This is a genomic window from Polyangium sp. y55x31, from assembly GCF_029946505.1.
Lineage (GTDB): Bacteria > Myxococcota_A > Polyangia > Polyangiales > Polyangiaceae > Polyangium.
Window position 1 is genome coordinate 461,875 of record NZ_JARZHG010000002.1, and the last position, 15,619, is coordinate 477,493.

14 protein-coding genes are annotated in these 15,619 nt (G+C 68.0%); 7 read left to right on the forward strand and 7 right to left on the reverse strand.

Annotation, left to right across the window (positions count from 1 at the left end; genetic code table 11):
- Positions 1-84 precede the first annotated feature (84 nt).
- The 4 genes from QHF84_RS05045 to QHF84_RS05060 all read right to left on the reverse strand — a co-directional run bounded on the left by QHF84_RS05045 (position 85) and on the right by QHF84_RS05060 (position 3,687).
- Positions 85-915 (reverse strand): sulfite exporter TauE/SafE family protein, encoded by an 831-nt coding sequence (locus QHF84_RS05045; RefSeq protein WP_281312018.1) that lies wholly within the window; start codon positions 913-915, stop codon positions 85-87.
- A gap of 10 nt (positions 916-925) precedes the next feature.
- Positions 926-1,270 (reverse strand): rhodanese-like domain-containing protein, encoded by a 345-nt coding sequence (locus QHF84_RS05050; protein ID WP_281312019.1) that lies wholly within the window; start codon positions 1,268-1,270, stop codon positions 926-928.
- A gap of 148 nt (positions 1,271-1,418) precedes the next feature.
- Positions 1,419-2,750 carry a sigma 54-interacting transcriptional regulator gene (locus QHF84_RS05055; RefSeq protein WP_281312020.1) on the reverse strand — a complete coding sequence of 444 codons (1,332 nt, stop codon included), beginning with the start codon at positions 2,748-2,750 and terminating at the stop codon, positions 1,419-1,421.
- 31 nt (positions 2,751-2,781) lie between these two features.
- The gene (locus QHF84_RS05060; protein ID WP_281312021.1) at positions 2,782-3,687 is read right to left on the reverse strand and encodes an MBL fold metallo-hydrolase; all 906 of its coding nucleotides are present in this window, start codon (positions 3,685-3,687) and stop codon (positions 2,782-2,784) included.
- A 224-nt stretch (positions 3,688-3,911) separates the two neighbouring features.
- On the opposite strand from QHF84_RS05060, the gene QHF84_RS05065 reads away from it, so the two are divergent.
- A complete protein-coding gene (locus tag QHF84_RS05065) occupies positions 3,912-4,826 on the forward strand; it encodes an STAS domain-containing protein (protein WP_281312022.1) in 915 nt (304 codons plus the stop codon).
- Here the strand turns inward: QHF84_RS05065 and QHF84_RS05070 are convergent, their stop codons facing one another.
- A complete protein-coding gene (locus QHF84_RS05070; RefSeq protein WP_281312023.1) occupies positions 4,827-5,459 on the reverse strand; it encodes a class I SAM-dependent methyltransferase in 633 nt (210 codons plus the stop codon).
- A gap of 161 nt (positions 5,460-5,620) precedes the next feature.
- Between QHF84_RS05070 and QHF84_RS05075 the strand changes: the two genes are divergently transcribed.
- The 3 genes from QHF84_RS05075 to QHF84_RS05085 are packed head-to-tail and all read left to right on the forward strand — an operon-like array spanning position 5,621 to position 7,830.
- Positions 5,621-6,784 (forward strand): STAS domain-containing protein, encoded by a 1,164-nt coding sequence (locus tag QHF84_RS05075; RefSeq protein ID WP_281312024.1) that lies wholly within the window; start codon positions 5,621-5,623, stop codon positions 6,782-6,784.
- A 37-nt stretch (positions 6,785-6,821) separates the two neighbouring features.
- Positions 6,822-7,460 carry a hypothetical protein gene (locus QHF84_RS05080; RefSeq protein ID WP_281312025.1) on the forward strand — a complete coding sequence of 213 codons (639 nt, stop codon included), beginning with the start codon at positions 6,822-6,824 and terminating at the stop codon, positions 7,458-7,460.
- A 7-nt stretch (positions 7,461-7,467) separates the two neighbouring features.
- Positions 7,468-7,830 (forward strand): hypothetical protein, encoded by a 363-nt coding sequence (locus tag QHF84_RS05085; RefSeq protein ID WP_281312026.1) that lies wholly within the window; start codon positions 7,468-7,470, stop codon positions 7,828-7,830.
- Positions 7,831-7,836: 6 nt separating this feature from the next.
- On the opposite strand, the gene QHF84_RS05090 is transcribed toward QHF84_RS05085, so the two are convergent.
- The gene (locus QHF84_RS05090) at positions 7,837-8,988 is read right to left on the reverse strand and encodes a S41 family peptidase (RefSeq protein ID WP_281312027.1); all 1,152 of its coding nucleotides are present in this window, start codon (positions 8,986-8,988) and stop codon (positions 7,837-7,839) included.
- Positions 8,989-9,336: 348 nt separating this feature from the next.
- Between QHF84_RS05090 and QHF84_RS05095 the strand changes: the two genes are divergently transcribed.
- Both QHF84_RS05095 and QHF84_RS05100 read left to right on the forward strand, forming a co-directional pair.
- Positions 9,337-10,803 (forward strand): hypothetical protein, encoded by a 1,467-nt coding sequence (locus QHF84_RS05095; protein WP_281312028.1) that lies wholly within the window; start codon positions 9,337-9,339, stop codon positions 10,801-10,803.
- 13 nt (positions 10,804-10,816) lie between these two features.
- Positions 10,817-12,463 carry a clostripain-related cysteine peptidase gene (locus QHF84_RS05100; RefSeq protein WP_281312029.1) on the forward strand — a complete coding sequence of 549 codons (1,647 nt, stop codon included), beginning with the start codon at positions 10,817-10,819 and terminating at the stop codon, positions 12,461-12,463.
- 15 nt (positions 12,464-12,478) lie between these two features.
- Here QHF84_RS05100 and QHF84_RS05105 read toward each other — a convergent pair whose 3' ends face one another.
- Positions 12,479-13,270: a M15 family metallopeptidase gene (locus QHF84_RS05105; protein ID WP_281312030.1), complete on the reverse strand. Its 792-nt coding sequence runs from the start codon at positions 13,268-13,270 to the stop codon at positions 12,479-12,481.
- A 423-nt stretch (positions 13,271-13,693) separates the two neighbouring features.
- Between QHF84_RS05105 and QHF84_RS05110 the strand changes: the two genes are divergently transcribed.
- Positions 13,694-15,619, forward strand: coding sequence for a hypothetical protein (locus tag QHF84_RS05110; RefSeq protein WP_281312031.1), 1,926 nt, complete (start codon positions 13,694-13,696; stop codon positions 15,617-15,619).

Consider the following 15,619-nt stretch of genomic DNA (forward strand, 5'->3'; position numbering starts at 1 on the left):
GCGGCATTCGGCGCAATGCCTGCGGGTCGGCGCAAAGGCTGCACCTCGTGCCCCTAGACACGAGATGCGCGACGGCTTGGGATGCTATCTTGCGGCGGAACGACCGGAGAATGCCCCGGCCGAGGGGCGCGCGATCACGCCGAGGGCGAGCGCGGCCACGAGGAGGAGGAGCGGCAGCGGGAGCTGCTTGCCGAGCATGAAGAGCCCCATGGCCACGACGAGCCATGCAAAAACGCGGCGCAGGGCGTCCGCGGATACACGCTTGCCCAGAAGCGCGCCCGCCACGCTGCCGAATGCGGCGAACGAGGTGACGACGGCGACGAGGACGAGGTCGAGCTCGGCGTGCGCCACGTGCCCGGCGAATCCGGCGAACGATTGGAGCGTGATGACGAACAGCGAGGTCGCGACGGCCTCGCGCATGGCGAGCCCGCCGAACAGCACGAGCGCAGGGACGATGAGAAAGCCGCCGCCCGCGCCGACGAGGCCCGAAAAACACCCCACGGCGCCGCCGAGCAAGAGGGCGCGCTCCACGCGGACGTCACGACGCTCCGCTGGAGCCTCGCCACGCCCGCGCAGCATGATGACGGCGGTCACCACCATCGTCGCGCCAAACGCGACGAGGAGGATCGCCTCGGGGACGAAATGCGCGAGCCGACCGCCGACGAAAGCGCCGGCCATCGCCGCGACGCCGAACAAGCTGCCGACCCGATAACGAACATGACCGCGCCGCGCGTGGAAGAAGAGGCTCACGAGCGCGGTCACGCCCACCACGAAGAGCGACGTGGCAATGGCAGCCCGCGGCTCGACGTGGAGCAAATACACCAGCATGGGCAGCATGAGAATGGCTCCGCCGCCGCCGAGCATGCCGAGGACGACACCAATCACGAGCGCGAGCGCAGCGCCGAGGGCGAGCATCACCTCTGCCTCAGCGCTCGACGGGCAGGCCCGCCTCGTTCCAGGCGATCATGCCGCCGGTCATGTTCATGATACGGCAATACCCCGCGGCCGAGAGGCCCGCCGCGGCCTGCGCCGAGCGGCGACCGGAGCGGCAGACGAGAATGAGAGGTTCGTCTTTGTGAAAGCCCGCCGCGTCGAGCCGCGGGAGCGGGACGTTCTCGACGCCGACCACATGACCGAGCTCGCCGCGGAGCTCGTCCGGGTCACGGATGTCGATCAATCGCGCGCCGGGGATCGCCGCGGCGACGTCCCTCGGCGCGACGTCACGATAACCGGCAGGGTTCGGGGTGGACCTCTCGAACAACGTGGGCATGGGGCTCTCTCCTCGCGTGCCGCGAGCTGCAAGGGAGGTGCCACACACCGTTTCAGGTGGGTCCCGCGCAAACGCCTCGATTTTTCAGGGTACGAGCGTGCTGCCTGAAACATCCTGAAACACGCCGAGACGCGTGTTGCAACGTCGTTCAGGCCGTCTCCGCGAGGCCGAGCTCGCGCATCCTTCGCCACAAGGTCACGCGGCTCATGCCGAGGATCTGCGCGGCGCGCTGGCGATTGCCCCCGGTGCGATCGAGCACCTCCAGGATCCGGCGCGCCTCGGGGTTCGCGTGCTCGGCGCTCGCGTCGGGCGTCGGGGGCGGCACGACCTGCTCGGCGCCGAAGAGGTTCGGGTCGACGAGCTCGGGCGGCAAATCCGCGGGCACGAGCGTCGAGCCGTCGCCCATCGCATACGCATATGCGAGCACGTTCTTCAGCTCGCGCACGTTGCCCGGCCACGCATATCGCCGGAGAATGGTCATCGCCGCGGGAGCGACCCGCTCGATCCGCCGCCGGCTGGTCTCGTTTCGCTGCGCCATGAATTTCTCGACGAGGAGCGGGATGTCGTCGGGCCTCTCGCGCAGAGAGGGAATGAACACCGGAATGACCCGCAATCGGTACATGAGATCGGCGCGAAAGCGGCCCGCCTCGACCTCTTTGCGCAAAGCGCGGTGCGTGGCCGAGACGAACCGCACGTCGACGGGGATCGGCTCGCGCGCGCCCACGGGAATGACAGTGCGCGTCTCGACCACGCGGAGGAGCTTCGCCTGGAGCTCGAGCGGCATTTCCGCGATCTCGTCGAGGAACAACGTGCCGCGATGCGCGAGCTGCACGTGCCCGGGCGTATCGCGGACCGCGCCGGTGAACGCCCCGCGCGCGTGCCCGAAGAGCTCGCTCTCGAGCAAATGGGAAGGCAATGCCGCGCAATTGATGGCCCGGAACGGCCCCTTGCGCCTCCCCGAGAGCTCGTGAATGGCGCTCGCCACGAGCTCCTTGCCCGCGCCCGTCTCGCCGCGCACGAGCACCGTCACGTCGTCGCCCGCGACGCGCTCGAGCACGCGAAACATCGCTTTCATCGTCGGGTCCTGCGTCCACATGCCGTGAAACAGGACCTCCCCATCTTCGAAGGACTCGCCGGCGTCATCGAGCAAGAGCAGCGTGCCCACCCGCGCGCGCCCCTGGGTCACGGGGAGCGAGCGCACGCGCACGAGGCGCCTGCCGGGCCCGCGCGGCGGGAGAATGGCCTGCACGGGCCGCCCCTCCGCGAGCGCCTCGGCCACGGGGCGCTTCTCGTTCTCACCGCACAGGAGCTTGGGCGCGGACGCGTGGGGCGGGATGTCGACCCCGAGCAGCTCCGCCGCCGCGGGCGTGGAGAGGACGATCCGGAGCTCCTCGTCGAGCACGAGGGCCGCCCCCGAGGCAGCCTCGAGGGCACCGGCAATCACGGCCTCGGTCGATGTGGCGGGAGGTTTGCGGGGCACGCCCGCAACGTATCATGTTGCAACACGTGTTTCAGCTCGCTCGTGCGTCCCTCCGCGTGCCGTCGTCGTCCACGGGCTTGCGCAGGTTCAGCGGGATGCGGAGGTACCGGACGCCGTTTCCGTGCTCGGCGGGCAGGCGCCCGGCGTCGATGTTCACCTGCACGCTCTGCCAGAGGAGCCGCGGCGCCGCGAGCGTCGCGTCCCGCGCATTGCGCATCGCCACGAAATCCGCGCGCGTGGTCTCGGCGCGAAGCTGTACGTTTTCCCGCTTGGACCTGCCGATCGTGGTCTCGACGCGCATCGGACGGCCGCCGGGCTGGTAATCGTGGCCCACGAAGACACGCGTCTCGTCGGGCAGGGCGTAGAGTTTGTCGTGAATGGACGTATAGAGCGCGTCGGCCGAGCCCTTCGGAAAATCGCAGCGGCCCGTGCCGTAGTCCTCGATGAACAGCGCATCGCCGGTGAAGACCGCGTCGCCGATGTGGTAGGACACGCAGCCGGGCGTGTGGCCGGGCGTGGCGATCGTCTCGATGCGCAGGGTCCCGGCTTCGAGGACCTGGCCGTCCTCGAGGAGCGCGTCGAACTGGCTGCCATCCGTGCGGAATGTCGGGGGCATGTCGAACACGGTCTTGAAGACCTTCTGGACCTCCCGGATCCCCTCGCCGATGGCCATTCGCCCGCCGAGGCGCTTCTTGAGCCAGGGCGCGGCCGTCAAGTGGTCGGCGTGGGCGTGCGTCTCGAGGGACCAATGCAGCGTGAGGCCGTTCTTTTCGAGGAACGCCGCGACCTGCTCGACCGACGCCGTGCTCACCGTGGAGGACATCGGCTCGTAATCGAGCACCGAATCAATGACGATGGCGTCCTTTGAATCGGGATCGTAAACCACGTACGTGAGGGTGAAGGTGGCGGGATCGTAGAAGGGCTCGACGTGGAACATGGCACCCGGCCACGTCAGCAAGGAGCGGGCCAAAGCGAAAAGAGGCTTCTGCCCGGCCGGGGAGAGGCGGGCGGGCGGGGGATGTTTCACGCCTTGAAACATCCCCGCGCACGGCGGACCACGCGTAGCACGAAAACTCCTGTCTTTCCGCGTGCTTTCGAGTTAAGATTAGGGGCTTGTCCGGGGCACCTGGCGCCCGGACGAGCCCCCTGGAGGAGCGTTGGATGGCCCCCAATCAACCCGTCCCTCTCGAAGAGGTCCCCATCACGAACGAATACGACCTGCAAAAGATGGCCATGGACGTGTCCATGGAGGGGATGGCCATCCTCGCAGGCGAAACGTATCGATACATGAACCGCGCCCATGGCATGGCGTATGGCTACGAGCCCGAGGAGTTGATCGGCAAGACATGGCGTATGCTCTACGACGACGCTGAATTGGCACGTATCGAACGCGAGGTCTTTCCCGTGCTGGGGGAACACGGGCGATGGTCGGGCGAGGTCCGGGGGCTGCACCGCGCCGGCCATGCCGTCGACGTGGAGATCTCGCTCACGGGTTTGCCCGCGAACCCCCTGATGCCGAATGGGGGCCTGATCTGCACGTGCCGCGACATCGCCGCGCGCAAGCAGGCCGAGCAGATACTTCGCCGCACCCTCGAGGAGCAGATACGCACGAATGAGGAGCGCGAAGGCGCCATTCGAGCGCTGGAGATCACACAACGCGAGCTGATGGAAAAGATCGCGACCATCGAGCGGCAGCGAAGCGCCCTGCGCGAGATGAGCGTGCCCATCATCGAGGTATGGGACGACGTGCTCACGCTGCCCGTCGTGGGGATCATCGACAGCCAGCGCGCGGCGGACATGACGGAGCGGCTGCTCGGTCGTATCGGCGAACGACGCACGCGCGGGGTCATCATCGACCTGACGGGCGTGGACGTCGTCGACACCATGACCGCCGCGCACCTCGTCAAGCTCAGCCAGGCGGCCTCGCTCCTCGGCACATTTTGCGTGCTCACGGGCATCGGGCCCCAGATCGCGCAGACGCTGACGCTCATGGGGGTCGATCTCGGCGGCCTGACCACCGCTCGGAGCCTGCGCGACGGCCTGCGCATCTGCGTCACGCGGCTCGGGCGCGCCTGATCACGCGCCTTTGGAGGCGCGACACCGATAATAAAGCTGCCGCTCGACGTGGTCCCCCGCCGGGAAGCTCACCACCTCCGCTTCGAGGATCTCGAGCCCCGCGTCGCGGAGGACGACCTCGAGATCCGCCTGCGAATACGCGCTCACGCGGATCGAGTGACCGAGGAAGGGCAGCTCGATATAATCGAAATCCCCCTCCACCATCGCGAGCGCGAGATACCCGCCCGGCCGCAGGGCGCGCACGATCTTCCGGAGCGCGGCGGGGATCTCCGACCTCGGGAGCATCAAGAGCGAAAAGAAGGCACAAGCCCCGCCGAACGAGCCGGGCTCCGGCGAGAAGCTCATCACGTCCACCTGCTCGAAGTGCGCGCCGGGGGCATTACGCCGCGCGAGCCGGAGCATCTCTGTCGAGATGTCGATACCGTGCACCGAGAGCCCCGCCTCCGTGAGCAGCTTCGCCGTCGGGATGCCGCTGCCGCACCCCACGTCGAGCACCCGATCGCCTGTCGCGAGGCGCTCGGCGAGCCACCGCGTCGCCTCCACCTGAGCGCGCTTGTCCGCGAAAACCTCGTCGTATTTCTCGCCGATGGCGTCGAAGGCCGCGGCCTGCTCGCTGATTTCGTCGTTGCTCATCGTCTCCTCGGCAGGGTCGCTACCACGAAGGCGCGCGCGTCGGAAGCGTGATGCCCCGCCGGCTCCCATGAAACACGATTTCGACGCGATCCCGAGCATCTGGCGCGTTTACGCAGAGCCCGCGTGCTGATATGTTCTACCTTTGGCGGAGGTGGGGAACGGTGGCGACGGAGCAAGCCGAGCAACCCTTCGAAGCGTTCTTTCGTACATATCCAGGCGCATTCGTCATCTTGGGCCCGGCAGGCCAGGTGATTGCGCTGAACGCGGCCGCCCGCGCCCTCGCCGGCGAGCAACTCGCGCCGGGCACGCGCGTCGAGGAGCACGCGCACCCGGACGACGCGTTCGCCCTCACCCAGGCCCTCGGACATGTCACCGACGACGGTGCGCCTTCACGCTTCACGTGCCGCGCGCGCCAGCCGAACGGCGGCATGCTGACGCTCGCGTGGCAGGTCTGGCGCGCGCCGGGAAAGCCGGAGATCTTCGCCACGCTTTCGCTCGCCGAGGCCCCGCACGCGCACCCGCGCGAGCCGGAGAAGGCCCCGGAAAAACCCGTCTCCGAGCTCGTGCTGCGCGCGATCCTCGACCACCTCGACATCATCGCGTGGGCCACGGACGAGCAAGGCATTTACACGTTCTACGACGGCAAGGCGCTCGCGGCGTTCGGGGCCGCGCCGGGGCAGCTCCTCGGGAAAAGCGTGTTCGACGTGTTCGGCGACCACATCAGCCCGGCGATGCAGGCGGCGCTCGCGGGCACGCAGGGGCGTGAATCCATCCATATCGTCGGATCCCACTGGGACAATGTCTACTTGCCCATTCCCGGCGCCAGCCATGGGCATTCGGGGGTGATCGGCATCTCGCAGAACATGAACGAGGGCCAGCGCATCCGGGAGGAGCTCGAAGCGCGCCTCGCGCTCATCGAGCGGCAGCAGGCCGTCATCCGCGACCTGGAGACGCCGATCATCCAGGTCTGGGAGCACGTGCTCACGTTGCCCATGATCGGCGTCGTGGACAGCCGGCGCGCGGCGCGCGTCATGGACGACCTGCTCAGCGCCGTCACCCGTACCTCCGCCCGCTTCGCCATTCTCGATTTGACCGGCGTGGAGGTCGTGGACACGGCCACGGCCTCCCACCTCGTGCAGATGATCCGCGCCATTCGCTTGCTCGGCGCCGAGGGCATTCTCACGGGCATCCGGCCGACCGTGGCCCAGACCCTCGTCTCGCTCGGCGTCGACCTGTCCGGCATCCCCACGCACGGGACGTTGCGGCACGGCCTCGCCTTCTGCATTCGGCGCCTCGAACGCAAGGTACGAAGCGCCACGGTTTAAGACCTCGCGGCCGTCGAGATCGTGGTAGGCTCGCGCCATGATCGTGAGGATGTGGAGAGCGAAAGCACCGGGGCAAATCGCCGCGGCGCTCGCATGCCTCCTCGGCTCCCCTTCCTTCGCGCGCGCCGACGAGCCCCCGCCCGTGCCCACACAACCGGTGCCCGCACAAGAGGCGGCCCCTCGCGGAGAGCTCTTCGTCGCCGTCTCCTCGGCCCTCGGCACGACCGATTGGCGCACCGACGTCACGGGTTATGGCGGCTTCGCGGTCGGCCTGCGGCTCTTCGGCATGGTGACCCCGTTCGCCGAGGGTCGCCTCGGGTATGGCAGCGTCGATCAGCGCCTGCTCACGTTTTTATCGCTGGGCGTCCGGGCGGGCTGGCAAGCGACGCCGCGCGTGTATCCGCGGGCCCACGTGGGGTTCGTCCACCAGCACGAGGAATCGATGGCCTCGGTCGCCGAGGAGCCGGCCGGCGCGGTGCTCGGCATCGGCCCTGGCATTCGCCACCGGGCCGGCGTGCAATTCGGCCTCGGCTGCGATTTCACCCTGCTCCGCCGATCGAAATTCACGCTGGCCCTCGGCCCCGAGGTCGTGGGCGCTTACCTCGGGTATTCGAGCGGGCCGAACTGGTACGGTTTCGTCGGGGCGAACCTCGGCGCCCATTTCGCCTTGTTTTGAGGATTCGATGCGCCCCCTGCCCCGCCTCGCGCTCGCCATGGCTCCCCTCCTCGTCGCCGCGTGTGGCTTCTTCTACACGGACATGGAGGACTGGGCCTGCCCTCCGGAGGGCACACAGCTCACCTACGAGAACTTCGGCGCGGCGTTCATGAATGCCCATTGCCAGAGCTGCCACGCCTCCACGGCCACGGACCGCGCGGGCGCGCCGGGGGAGTTCATCTTCGACACGAAATCGCAAATTCAGCGGCACAGGGCGCGCATCTTCGCGCGGAGCGCCGCGGAGAACGACTCGATGCCGCCCGGCCCCGACGATCCGACGCTCGACGACCGCATGAAGCTCGCCGACTGGCTCGCCTGCGGCGCGCCCTGATCCGCCTCACCGCGCGGGCTTTTCAGGCTCGCCGCGCTCGAGCTCACGCAATCGCTCTTCGAGGCTCTTCTTCAGCTCGGGCTCGGTGGCGACCGCGATCCGCTTCTGCAAGGCGCGCACCTGCGCGATCCGCAGCGCGTCCTCGGCGGGCACGGCGATGTCGGGCAGGACGCCGATCCCTTCCCAGTTCGTCTTCGTGATCGGATTGATGGCGCGGCCCGAGGGGACGAAGGCGACGAGGTGATCACCGAGGCGCAAGAGCTCCCCGGGGTTCGCCCCACCCCACGTCTTTTCGCCGATGATGACGGCGCGCTTCTGCGTCTGGAGGTCGTACGCGAGCTCCTCGGCGCCGGATCCCGTCCGTTTGCTCGTGAGCACGTAGACGTCCTTGCCCAGATAACGCTTTCCCGGCACCGTCGGGCTCGTCCAGAACTGCCGCGTCTCGTTCTTCGGGCGGTCGTAGATGTCGTTGATGTGCACGGCGCCGTCGAAGAAATAGCTGCACAGCGCGGCCACGAGCTCCGGATCGCCGCCGCCGTTCCGCCGGATGTCGATGATGAGCGCGTCCGTCTCGGCGAGGAAATTCATCGCGGCCGCCGCGGCCTCGACCCCACGCGCGAGGAACGCGAACGAGCGGACCTCGACATAACCGATGTTCCCGGGCAAACGCTCGACCCGCTCGAATCCGCCGTTCAGCCGCTGGCCTTCCGCCGCGAATTGCTCGCGCTCGGCCGCCGTCGGCTCCGCTTGCAGCTCCGATTCGTGGACCTTCCGTTCGAGGTATCGCACGCGGAAATGCGCGTCCTTCAAGATCTCGTTCACGTGCGTCGTGAGCGTGGTCGAAAGCGCCTGCCCCGTGGTCAGCTTGTCGTATTCGCCGCGCTTGCGCCGCGCCTCCACCGCGGCGCGCACCAGCTTGGCTTTCTCCGGGAACACGTACCGCGCATCCAGGTTCCTGAGCAGCGCGTCGATCGCCGCGTTGCGCTCCTCCGGCGTCACCGGTCCGTCCGGGCCCCGACCGGCCTCGGGCACCTGCTCCACGGCCATCTGCGGCGACGGGGTCGCCAGGATCGGCTCGCGCGCCGCCGGCGCGGCCGCGCCCCCGCAGGCGGCGACGAACCAAAGTGAAACGACCCCGAGCCCCGTCATCCTTCGCATGCGCCAAACTCCTTCGCTGTTCGCTTCTACGCTCGTCCGCCGTTCGGGTGACGACAGAGCGAGCGCCCCGTGACGCGAGAGCAGGATTTCGACGCTCTCGCGGAGCCGGCGGGCGGGCGGTCGTCGTGGGCGCGATTCTGATACGTCCCCTCGCGCTGCACGGCCCGCGCGAAAAACGCTGACTTTCCCGGTTTCACCGTTTTCTTTCTGCCCACACCCGACCGCTCTCCGCCTGCACAGCCCGCCCGTCGACGCGAGCGGAAACGTTACGCTCTCACCCGAGCCCGCTGGCCCAGGCTCTGCAGTGGTGTTCGGACGGCCGCCAGTATCGGCAGGACGATGAACACCATGAACAAAACCCGCACTGTCATTCTGACCGCGTCCGTACTCGCGCTCTTCGGCGCGCACCGCGTGACATCGGCGCAAGAGCCGCGGCTCCGGCCAGACTTTGCGTCGAATGGGTATTACCGGACCCACGAGATCCTGATCCCGCGGGCTCCCGGACGAGAGCCCATGAACGACACGAACCGGCCGGCGCGGCTGCACCCCGAGCTCCGGGGCGCGCTCCTGCGCCTGCAACCCGGCCTGGATGCCGGCGAGAGCTCGCGGCCCATCTTCCCGTCGAGCTGGTGGCCGATGACCGAAAACGGCATCGCCGACCGCTGGAATTCGCGGAACAAGGACTACAGCGATATCCGCTCCGATCCGGACAACCTCTCGCCCGTCGAAAAGTACGATCTGCTCATGAATCCGGGCGAGGCGCAGCGCCTCCCGCAGGTCCGCGCGTTCACGAACGAGGAGATGCGCCGGCCGGAGCGCGAGCGCGGCCCGGGCAGGGTCCGCCCCTCGATCGTCGTCGCGGGCCCGGCCACCGCGTGGGAGCTCTTGAACCACGGCACCTACCAGAGCACGGTCCCCGAGGACTGGTGGGGCCATTGCAATGGCTGGTCGTCCTACTCCACGGCCGAGCGTGACGGCGCGCCCATGCGCGACGTGCGCGTCCGGCGCGAGAATGGCCGCCTCGTGGAGTGCAACGGCGAGCGCGACCGATCCTGCGTGCTCTTCCGCATGGCCGACGTCGAGGCGCTCTTCTCGGAGGTCTATTTCCACGACTCCTCGACGATGGCCGGCAACCGCTGCAACGTGCCCGAGGACGACATCACGACGGACAACACCGGGCGGCCGACGAACCCCACGTGCCGCGACGTGAACCCCGGCACGCTGCACATCGCCCTGACGGGCCTCATGGGCCGCGGCGCGCCCGCCCTCGCGAACCTCGGCGGTCCACGCGAAAGACTCCCGTTCGTCATGGATTATGCGTACGGCGACGAGGTCTGGACGTTCCCGATCGTGCGTTATCGTGTCCAGGAGAACGAGGAAATCGACGAGCGCCGCGCCTCGCAGCTCGTCTGCAACGGCAACGGCCCCGCGAACGGCTGCCGTACCTACCGGTGGAACGAAAATGCCGTCCGGTTCGCGCGGATCCGCACGAGCGTCTACCTCGTCAATTACGCGGCGAGCATCGATCAGCTCCTCGTTCCGCCGCTCCAGCGCCGTCGCCCCACGGCCGAGGTCGCGTACCATTACGTGCTCGAGCTCGACGGGCGCGGCACGATCCTCGGCGGCGAGTGGATCGACTCGCCGACGGGCGTCGGTCCGAACAGCAAGGAGATCCACCCCGACTTCCTTTACATGTCTGCATTCCCGGACGCGAGCGACGAGGCGGGGGACGACACCGGCGGGCGTGGCGACAATCCCCACATCTCGTACGTGGTGCTCCAGCAGATCCTGCGCCTCTCGCGCAATGGTCGATAGGACATAAGCAGCCGTGGGTGGAAAACACGTGATCGCCCTCGGGGCGCTCGCCGCGGGTCTCGTGGCGTGCGCCCCCGAGGGCCCCTCGGCGGGCGTCGTGGAGACGACGCCGGCGGTCGAGCAGAGCAGCGCGGAGCTCCGTCGTGGGCCGCCCTCGCTCTGGACCGCGGAATGGACGTGGCTCGTCTTCGCGGCGAACGACGATCACGATCAGAACCTCGTCGCCGCGTTCGATCAGGACGCGCTCGAATGGCAACACGGCCTCGGCGGCAGCGCCCTCTTCCGCATCCTGGTGCAGCGCGATTATGCGCCGTTCCAGGTGGGCGACGACGGCAAACCCCGCCCCTCCGAGCGGTACTCGATTTACCGCGAGGAGATCAGGCCCCCGGGCCGGGAGAACGAAGCGCCGGGCGTCATGGTCCTCGGCGAGACCGATACGAGCGACATGGCGACGCTGCGTGATTTCCTGGTCGAGGGCGTGCGGATGTACCCGGCGCGCCATTACTGGGTCACGTTCACGGGCCACGGCGACGGGTTCACGGGCCTGGCCGACGACACGACGTCGGGCGAGGGAAAACGATTGTCCCTGGAGGGGCTCTCGGCCGCGCTCGGCGAGGCGTCGAAGGTGATCGAAACGGAGATACGCACGAGGCCCGGCATGAGCGGGCTCGGCACCTCGAACCGAATCGACGTCGTCGCCTTCGACACGTGCCGCATGGGCGCCGTCGAGGTGGCCTCGTCGCTCTCGGGCGTGGCCGATTATCTGATCGCCTCACGCGAGACGGTCCCGGATGCCGGCCACCCGTACAGCGCGCTCCGCTACATCGCGCAGGATCGCCCCGCGGCGAGCCCACGCACGCTGGTGGAGGCGGTCGTCACCGATTACGTGCGTGCCTACGTCGAGGGCGTCTCGACCGCGGGGCGCGCGTACGTCGGCACCTCGATCACGAGCGTCGGGCTCGATCTGCGCCGCATCAAAAAGCTCGAAGAGGCGCTCGCCGAGCTCGTCACGGCCGTGCGTCGCGAGCGGCCTCGCGGGTTCACCTGCGCGGACGTCATGTCGATCTTCGCCGACGCGTGCGGCGGGGCGGGCATCGTCGCCTCGGCGGCGTCGGCGCCACATGGGGGACGGTCACGGCGGGCGACGCGGTCACGCACGACGGCGTCCGACGCCTCGGTCGACCTCGTGGCCTTGCTCGAACGGCTCGCGGATCCATCGTTTTGCGGCCCCGGCGGCGGGGGCTCGGTGGTCGTCGGCCCGGACCTGGCGGCGGCGGCGCGCGAGGTATTGACGATCATCGGCCGGCCCCACCTCTGGACGCGAGAAGAGCCCTGGGGCGAGCAATTGCAATACGGCGGCCAGTATCGCCGCCTCTCCGGCTTCCACGCGCTCAGCCCGTTCGTGGTCGAGGCGCAACGCGTGGAGCCGAAAACGGGCGCGCGGCACGGCGGTCTCAGCGTGCTCTGGGGCAATCCGTTCGAGCTTTTGCTCCGCGAGAACGGGCGATCGTTGATGGATACGTACCGCGCGACGGCGTTCGAAAAACGAACGGGCTGGACGAAGGTCCTGCAAGCGTGCATCGACCAGGCCGAGGCGTGCCGGACGGGCGTGCCGGATCCGCATGCGCCGGCGGGCAAGGATCCCTGCGAGGGGCTTTGATCGCCCCCGTCCCGCCTATTTCTTGATCCTGTCCGGATCCCCGAGAAACTCGAAATGCATCGTATCCTCGAGCGCGTCGTGCCCGAGCCAGTCGAACCCGAACCGTTCGAATGCCTTGATCCAGCATTTCGGCATCGCCGCGCGGTCATACGGTGAGCGCGACTTCTGCTTGCATTTCGGGTGGCTCGGCCAGGGGTCGACGCAGCCGCAGCAGGGGTTTCGGTCGGGGTCGACGTCGAGCGCGATGCCGAAGAGGTGGTTCGAGATCTCGATGCCGCGGTAGGTGTTCGCCCCGCGGAACCCTCCGAGGGCGCGCGGGGTGTACTTCGAGGCGCCGGTGCAGGACTTCTTGATCTTCTTCTCGACGCAGGCGAGCGCGGGCGCGACCTTCGTGTGCACCGAGACCGGAAGGCCCATGAACTGCACGGTCACGGCCTGGGCGAGCGCGCCTTTTGGGTTCAGCTTGCGCGTGAGGTCGTCGCCGACGTTGCCGTAATGCGTCGCGAGGTACTGCACCGCCTTCGTGTGTTTCCCGCCGTCGAGCACGCCCTTCGAGACGAACGTGCGGCGTTCGAGGAATTTCTGCGGGCTCTGGACACGGCACTCGTGCTCGAACACACCTTTGCCGGCGGGAGCTTTTTTCTCGGCCTTGGGCTTGGCCTTGCCCTTCGCCTCCTTGGCCTCCGCGATGGGCAGCTCGCCCGTGACGAAGGGCGCGGCGCAGACGAGGCCGAGGGCGGCCGCGAAGAGCAGGCGCGCGGCGCGCTTCAGCCTTCGGTCGTCGGGGCGCGGGGAGCGGGCAGACACGCGGGAGTTCTACACGCAGATCGGGCCGGAGGGAAGGGACGGTCGGGGCTTTTGCTGCCGCTCCTCCCGACCTTGACGGGTACGACGGTTCCGTGATGTACGGTCCGGGTGAGCTCTTCCCTTGTCCTCACCGCTCGACGATGGCTTGGCTTCTTCGCCGGATGCGTCGCAGTCGGCTGCGGCGGCACCACCAGCACCACGCAACCGATCGCGCAGAGCGCTCCCGTGACACCGCCGAGCCCACCGGCCGCGCCTCCGGTGAGCGTCGTATTTCAGCCGTGGAACATAGGGGGAGCACGCCTCCTGGCATTGCCAGGGCGGAAGGTGGTCTGGGGCGGGGAAAACCATCTGACGTTTTTCGACAGGCAGAGCCCCGGCGAGGCCGTCGATCCGGGGCGTTTCGTCGCCGTCGCATCCCTTCCCGTGAACAGCCTCCACCCACGGAGCATCGTTCTCACCGCGAATGGCGCCGACGTCATCGTGCTCGGTTCGGTCACCGCGACCGCCTGGGAGGGACACATCATCCTGCCACCCTCGGTGCGGGTGGTGGAACGGTGGAACCTCGCCAAGCGCACACGGATCTGGTCGCGCACCCTGCCTCCCATGCCGAACGTGAAAACCGGCGCGGGGTCGACCGAAAATGACGACCTCTTGACGCTGGGCCCGCGTGGCCTCTTCGCGACCCGCTGCATGGGTATGCAGGGGTCGCAAACCAACTGCCATGTCGTCGCGCTCGACGAGCGTACGGGAGCGATTGGCGCCGCGGAAGCATGGACGTCCACGGATTATTCTTTCTCGTGGTGGGACCATGATTCTCAGGAGGTGTCGCCGGGACGGCGTCATACGCTCGTCCGTGGACGCTCGTACTCGACGCAGTCCTACTTCCTCGTGTTCGACGAAATGGGGCGCATCGTCGGCAGGGTGCTGGCGGCGTGCGCTCGTTTCGCGGAAGGTGGCTCGGAAGAGACGCCTTCGATCCTGGTCGACGAGCAGAGCAACCTCAGCGCAGACGCCGCCGTCTCCAAGCGCTTTCGCCTGATCAAGGACACGAGCGCCTGCCAGTTGCAGCAGCATCTGACGGACGCGCGCAAGTACCAGAGAACGAACGCCATCTATCCGGTGACGAGCCAATTCAACTGGATCGGCGGGGGCCGTCGGATCGTATGGAGCTCCGTCACCCGGCGTATCAGCACCCCGGACGAGCCGCCCAAGGCTTACTCCATGGAGGTGGGCCGCTCGAGCCTCCCCGCGCCGCTGCCCCCGCCGCCCGGCGTGACGGATACGAACGTGCTCTTCGCCGGCTCGGGCTCCGATCTGTATGCGTACACGAAGGAGAAGATTTTTCATCTGGAGGACACCGGCTTCGTGTTCGATTCGCCGAAGACCGGGCAGGGCGTCATTTTCAGCCGCGGGAGCGAGGCGCTTTTGGCGACGTACGCGGGGGTCGACGCCAGCAAATACGTCCTTTCGCTCGGCAAGCGCCAGCCGGGCAAACCCGGCTTCACGTGGCAAAGGATCTCCGCGGTCTCGACATTCAGGCCCGATTTCGTCCCCTTCGAGAATGCAGGGCGCCCGCAGATGCTGCTCGCCGGCGGGAAACAAGGGCTCCAGTGGGTCGACACGCGGACGGGACAAGTGTTCCTGCAGAGCTGCGCGCCCGGTGCTCCATCGCCGAATCGCTGCAACGACCCGCGCGCCCAGAATGATTATCGCGGATTGGTCGTGTCGAGCACGCGCCGGACGGCCTTCACGATGCACCTGAAGGATGCGAGCATCAGGTACAACAATTTGTTCGAAGAGATCGACCTGTCCACCGGGAAGGTGCTGCGGAGCTTCCCGGCGCCGGATTGGCTCACGTCGAGTCCTCTGGACTTGCCCATGGGCTGGCTCGAGAAAGAGCGCCGGTTCTGGATCGTGGGGGAGGATTCCCGGTCCAAGAGGTCCGGCGCCTCCGTCACGATCGTGACCCTCCCCGCCAAGGACGGCGCCGAGCCGCATTACGAGTCGTTCGGCACCATGTCGCGGCCCGATCATTTCGGCGTAGATCCGGAGGGCCGCTTCTTCGTGTCCGCGCGAGACCTCGATACGATCGACGTTTTTGCCCCCAATGGGGTCCTCGTGCTCACGATGGGCGTTCGCGGCGATGGCGCCTTCGCGCAGGCGGGAGACGGTCGTTTCGCCTGCACGGGCAAAACATGCGACGAGTTTCGGTGCGTCGTCGGGAACGTGGCTCGCCTGGCGAGCGATCCGGCCTGCGCCGCATTGCGCGTGGAAGGATTCACCATCGTCGACGAGCTTGCGCGCGCCGAGGGCATTCGCGAGCCCGGCAAGGCGAGCCGGCCCGAATGA

What these genes read in the sequence shown, in the direction of transcription:
- QHF84_RS05045 (WP_281312018.1), bottom strand. Translation starts at nt 915, where the DNA reads ATGCTCGCCCTCGGCGCTGCGCTCGCGCTCGTGATTGGTGTCGTCCTC.
- QHF84_RS05050 (WP_281312019.1), bottom strand. Translation starts at nt 1,270, where the DNA reads ATGCCCACGTTGTTCGAGAGGTCCACCCCGAACCCTGCCGGTTATCGT.
- QHF84_RS05060 (WP_281312021.1), bottom strand. Translation starts at nt 3,687, where the DNA reads ATGTTCCACGTCGAGCCCTTCTACGATCCCGCCACCTTCACCCTCACG.
- QHF84_RS05065 (WP_281312022.1), top strand. Translation starts at nt 3,912, where the DNA reads ATGGCCCCCAATCAACCCGTCCCTCTCGAAGAGGTCCCCATCACGAAC.
- QHF84_RS05070 (WP_281312023.1), bottom strand. Translation starts at nt 5,459, where the DNA reads ATGAGCAACGACGAAATCAGCGAGCAGGCCGCGGCCTTCGACGCCATC.
- QHF84_RS05080 (WP_281312025.1), top strand. Translation starts at nt 6,822, where the DNA reads ATGATCGTGAGGATGTGGAGAGCGAAAGCACCGGGGCAAATCGCCGCG.
- QHF84_RS05085 (WP_281312026.1), top strand. Translation starts at nt 7,468, where the DNA reads ATGCGCCCCCTGCCCCGCCTCGCGCTCGCCATGGCTCCCCTCCTCGTC.
- QHF84_RS05090 (WP_281312027.1), bottom strand. Translation starts at nt 8,988, where the DNA reads ATGCGAAGGATGACGGGGCTCGGGGTCGTTTCACTTTGGTTCGTCGCC.
- QHF84_RS05095 (WP_281312028.1), top strand. Translation starts at nt 9,337, where the DNA reads ATGAACAAAACCCGCACTGTCATTCTGACCGCGTCCGTACTCGCGCTC.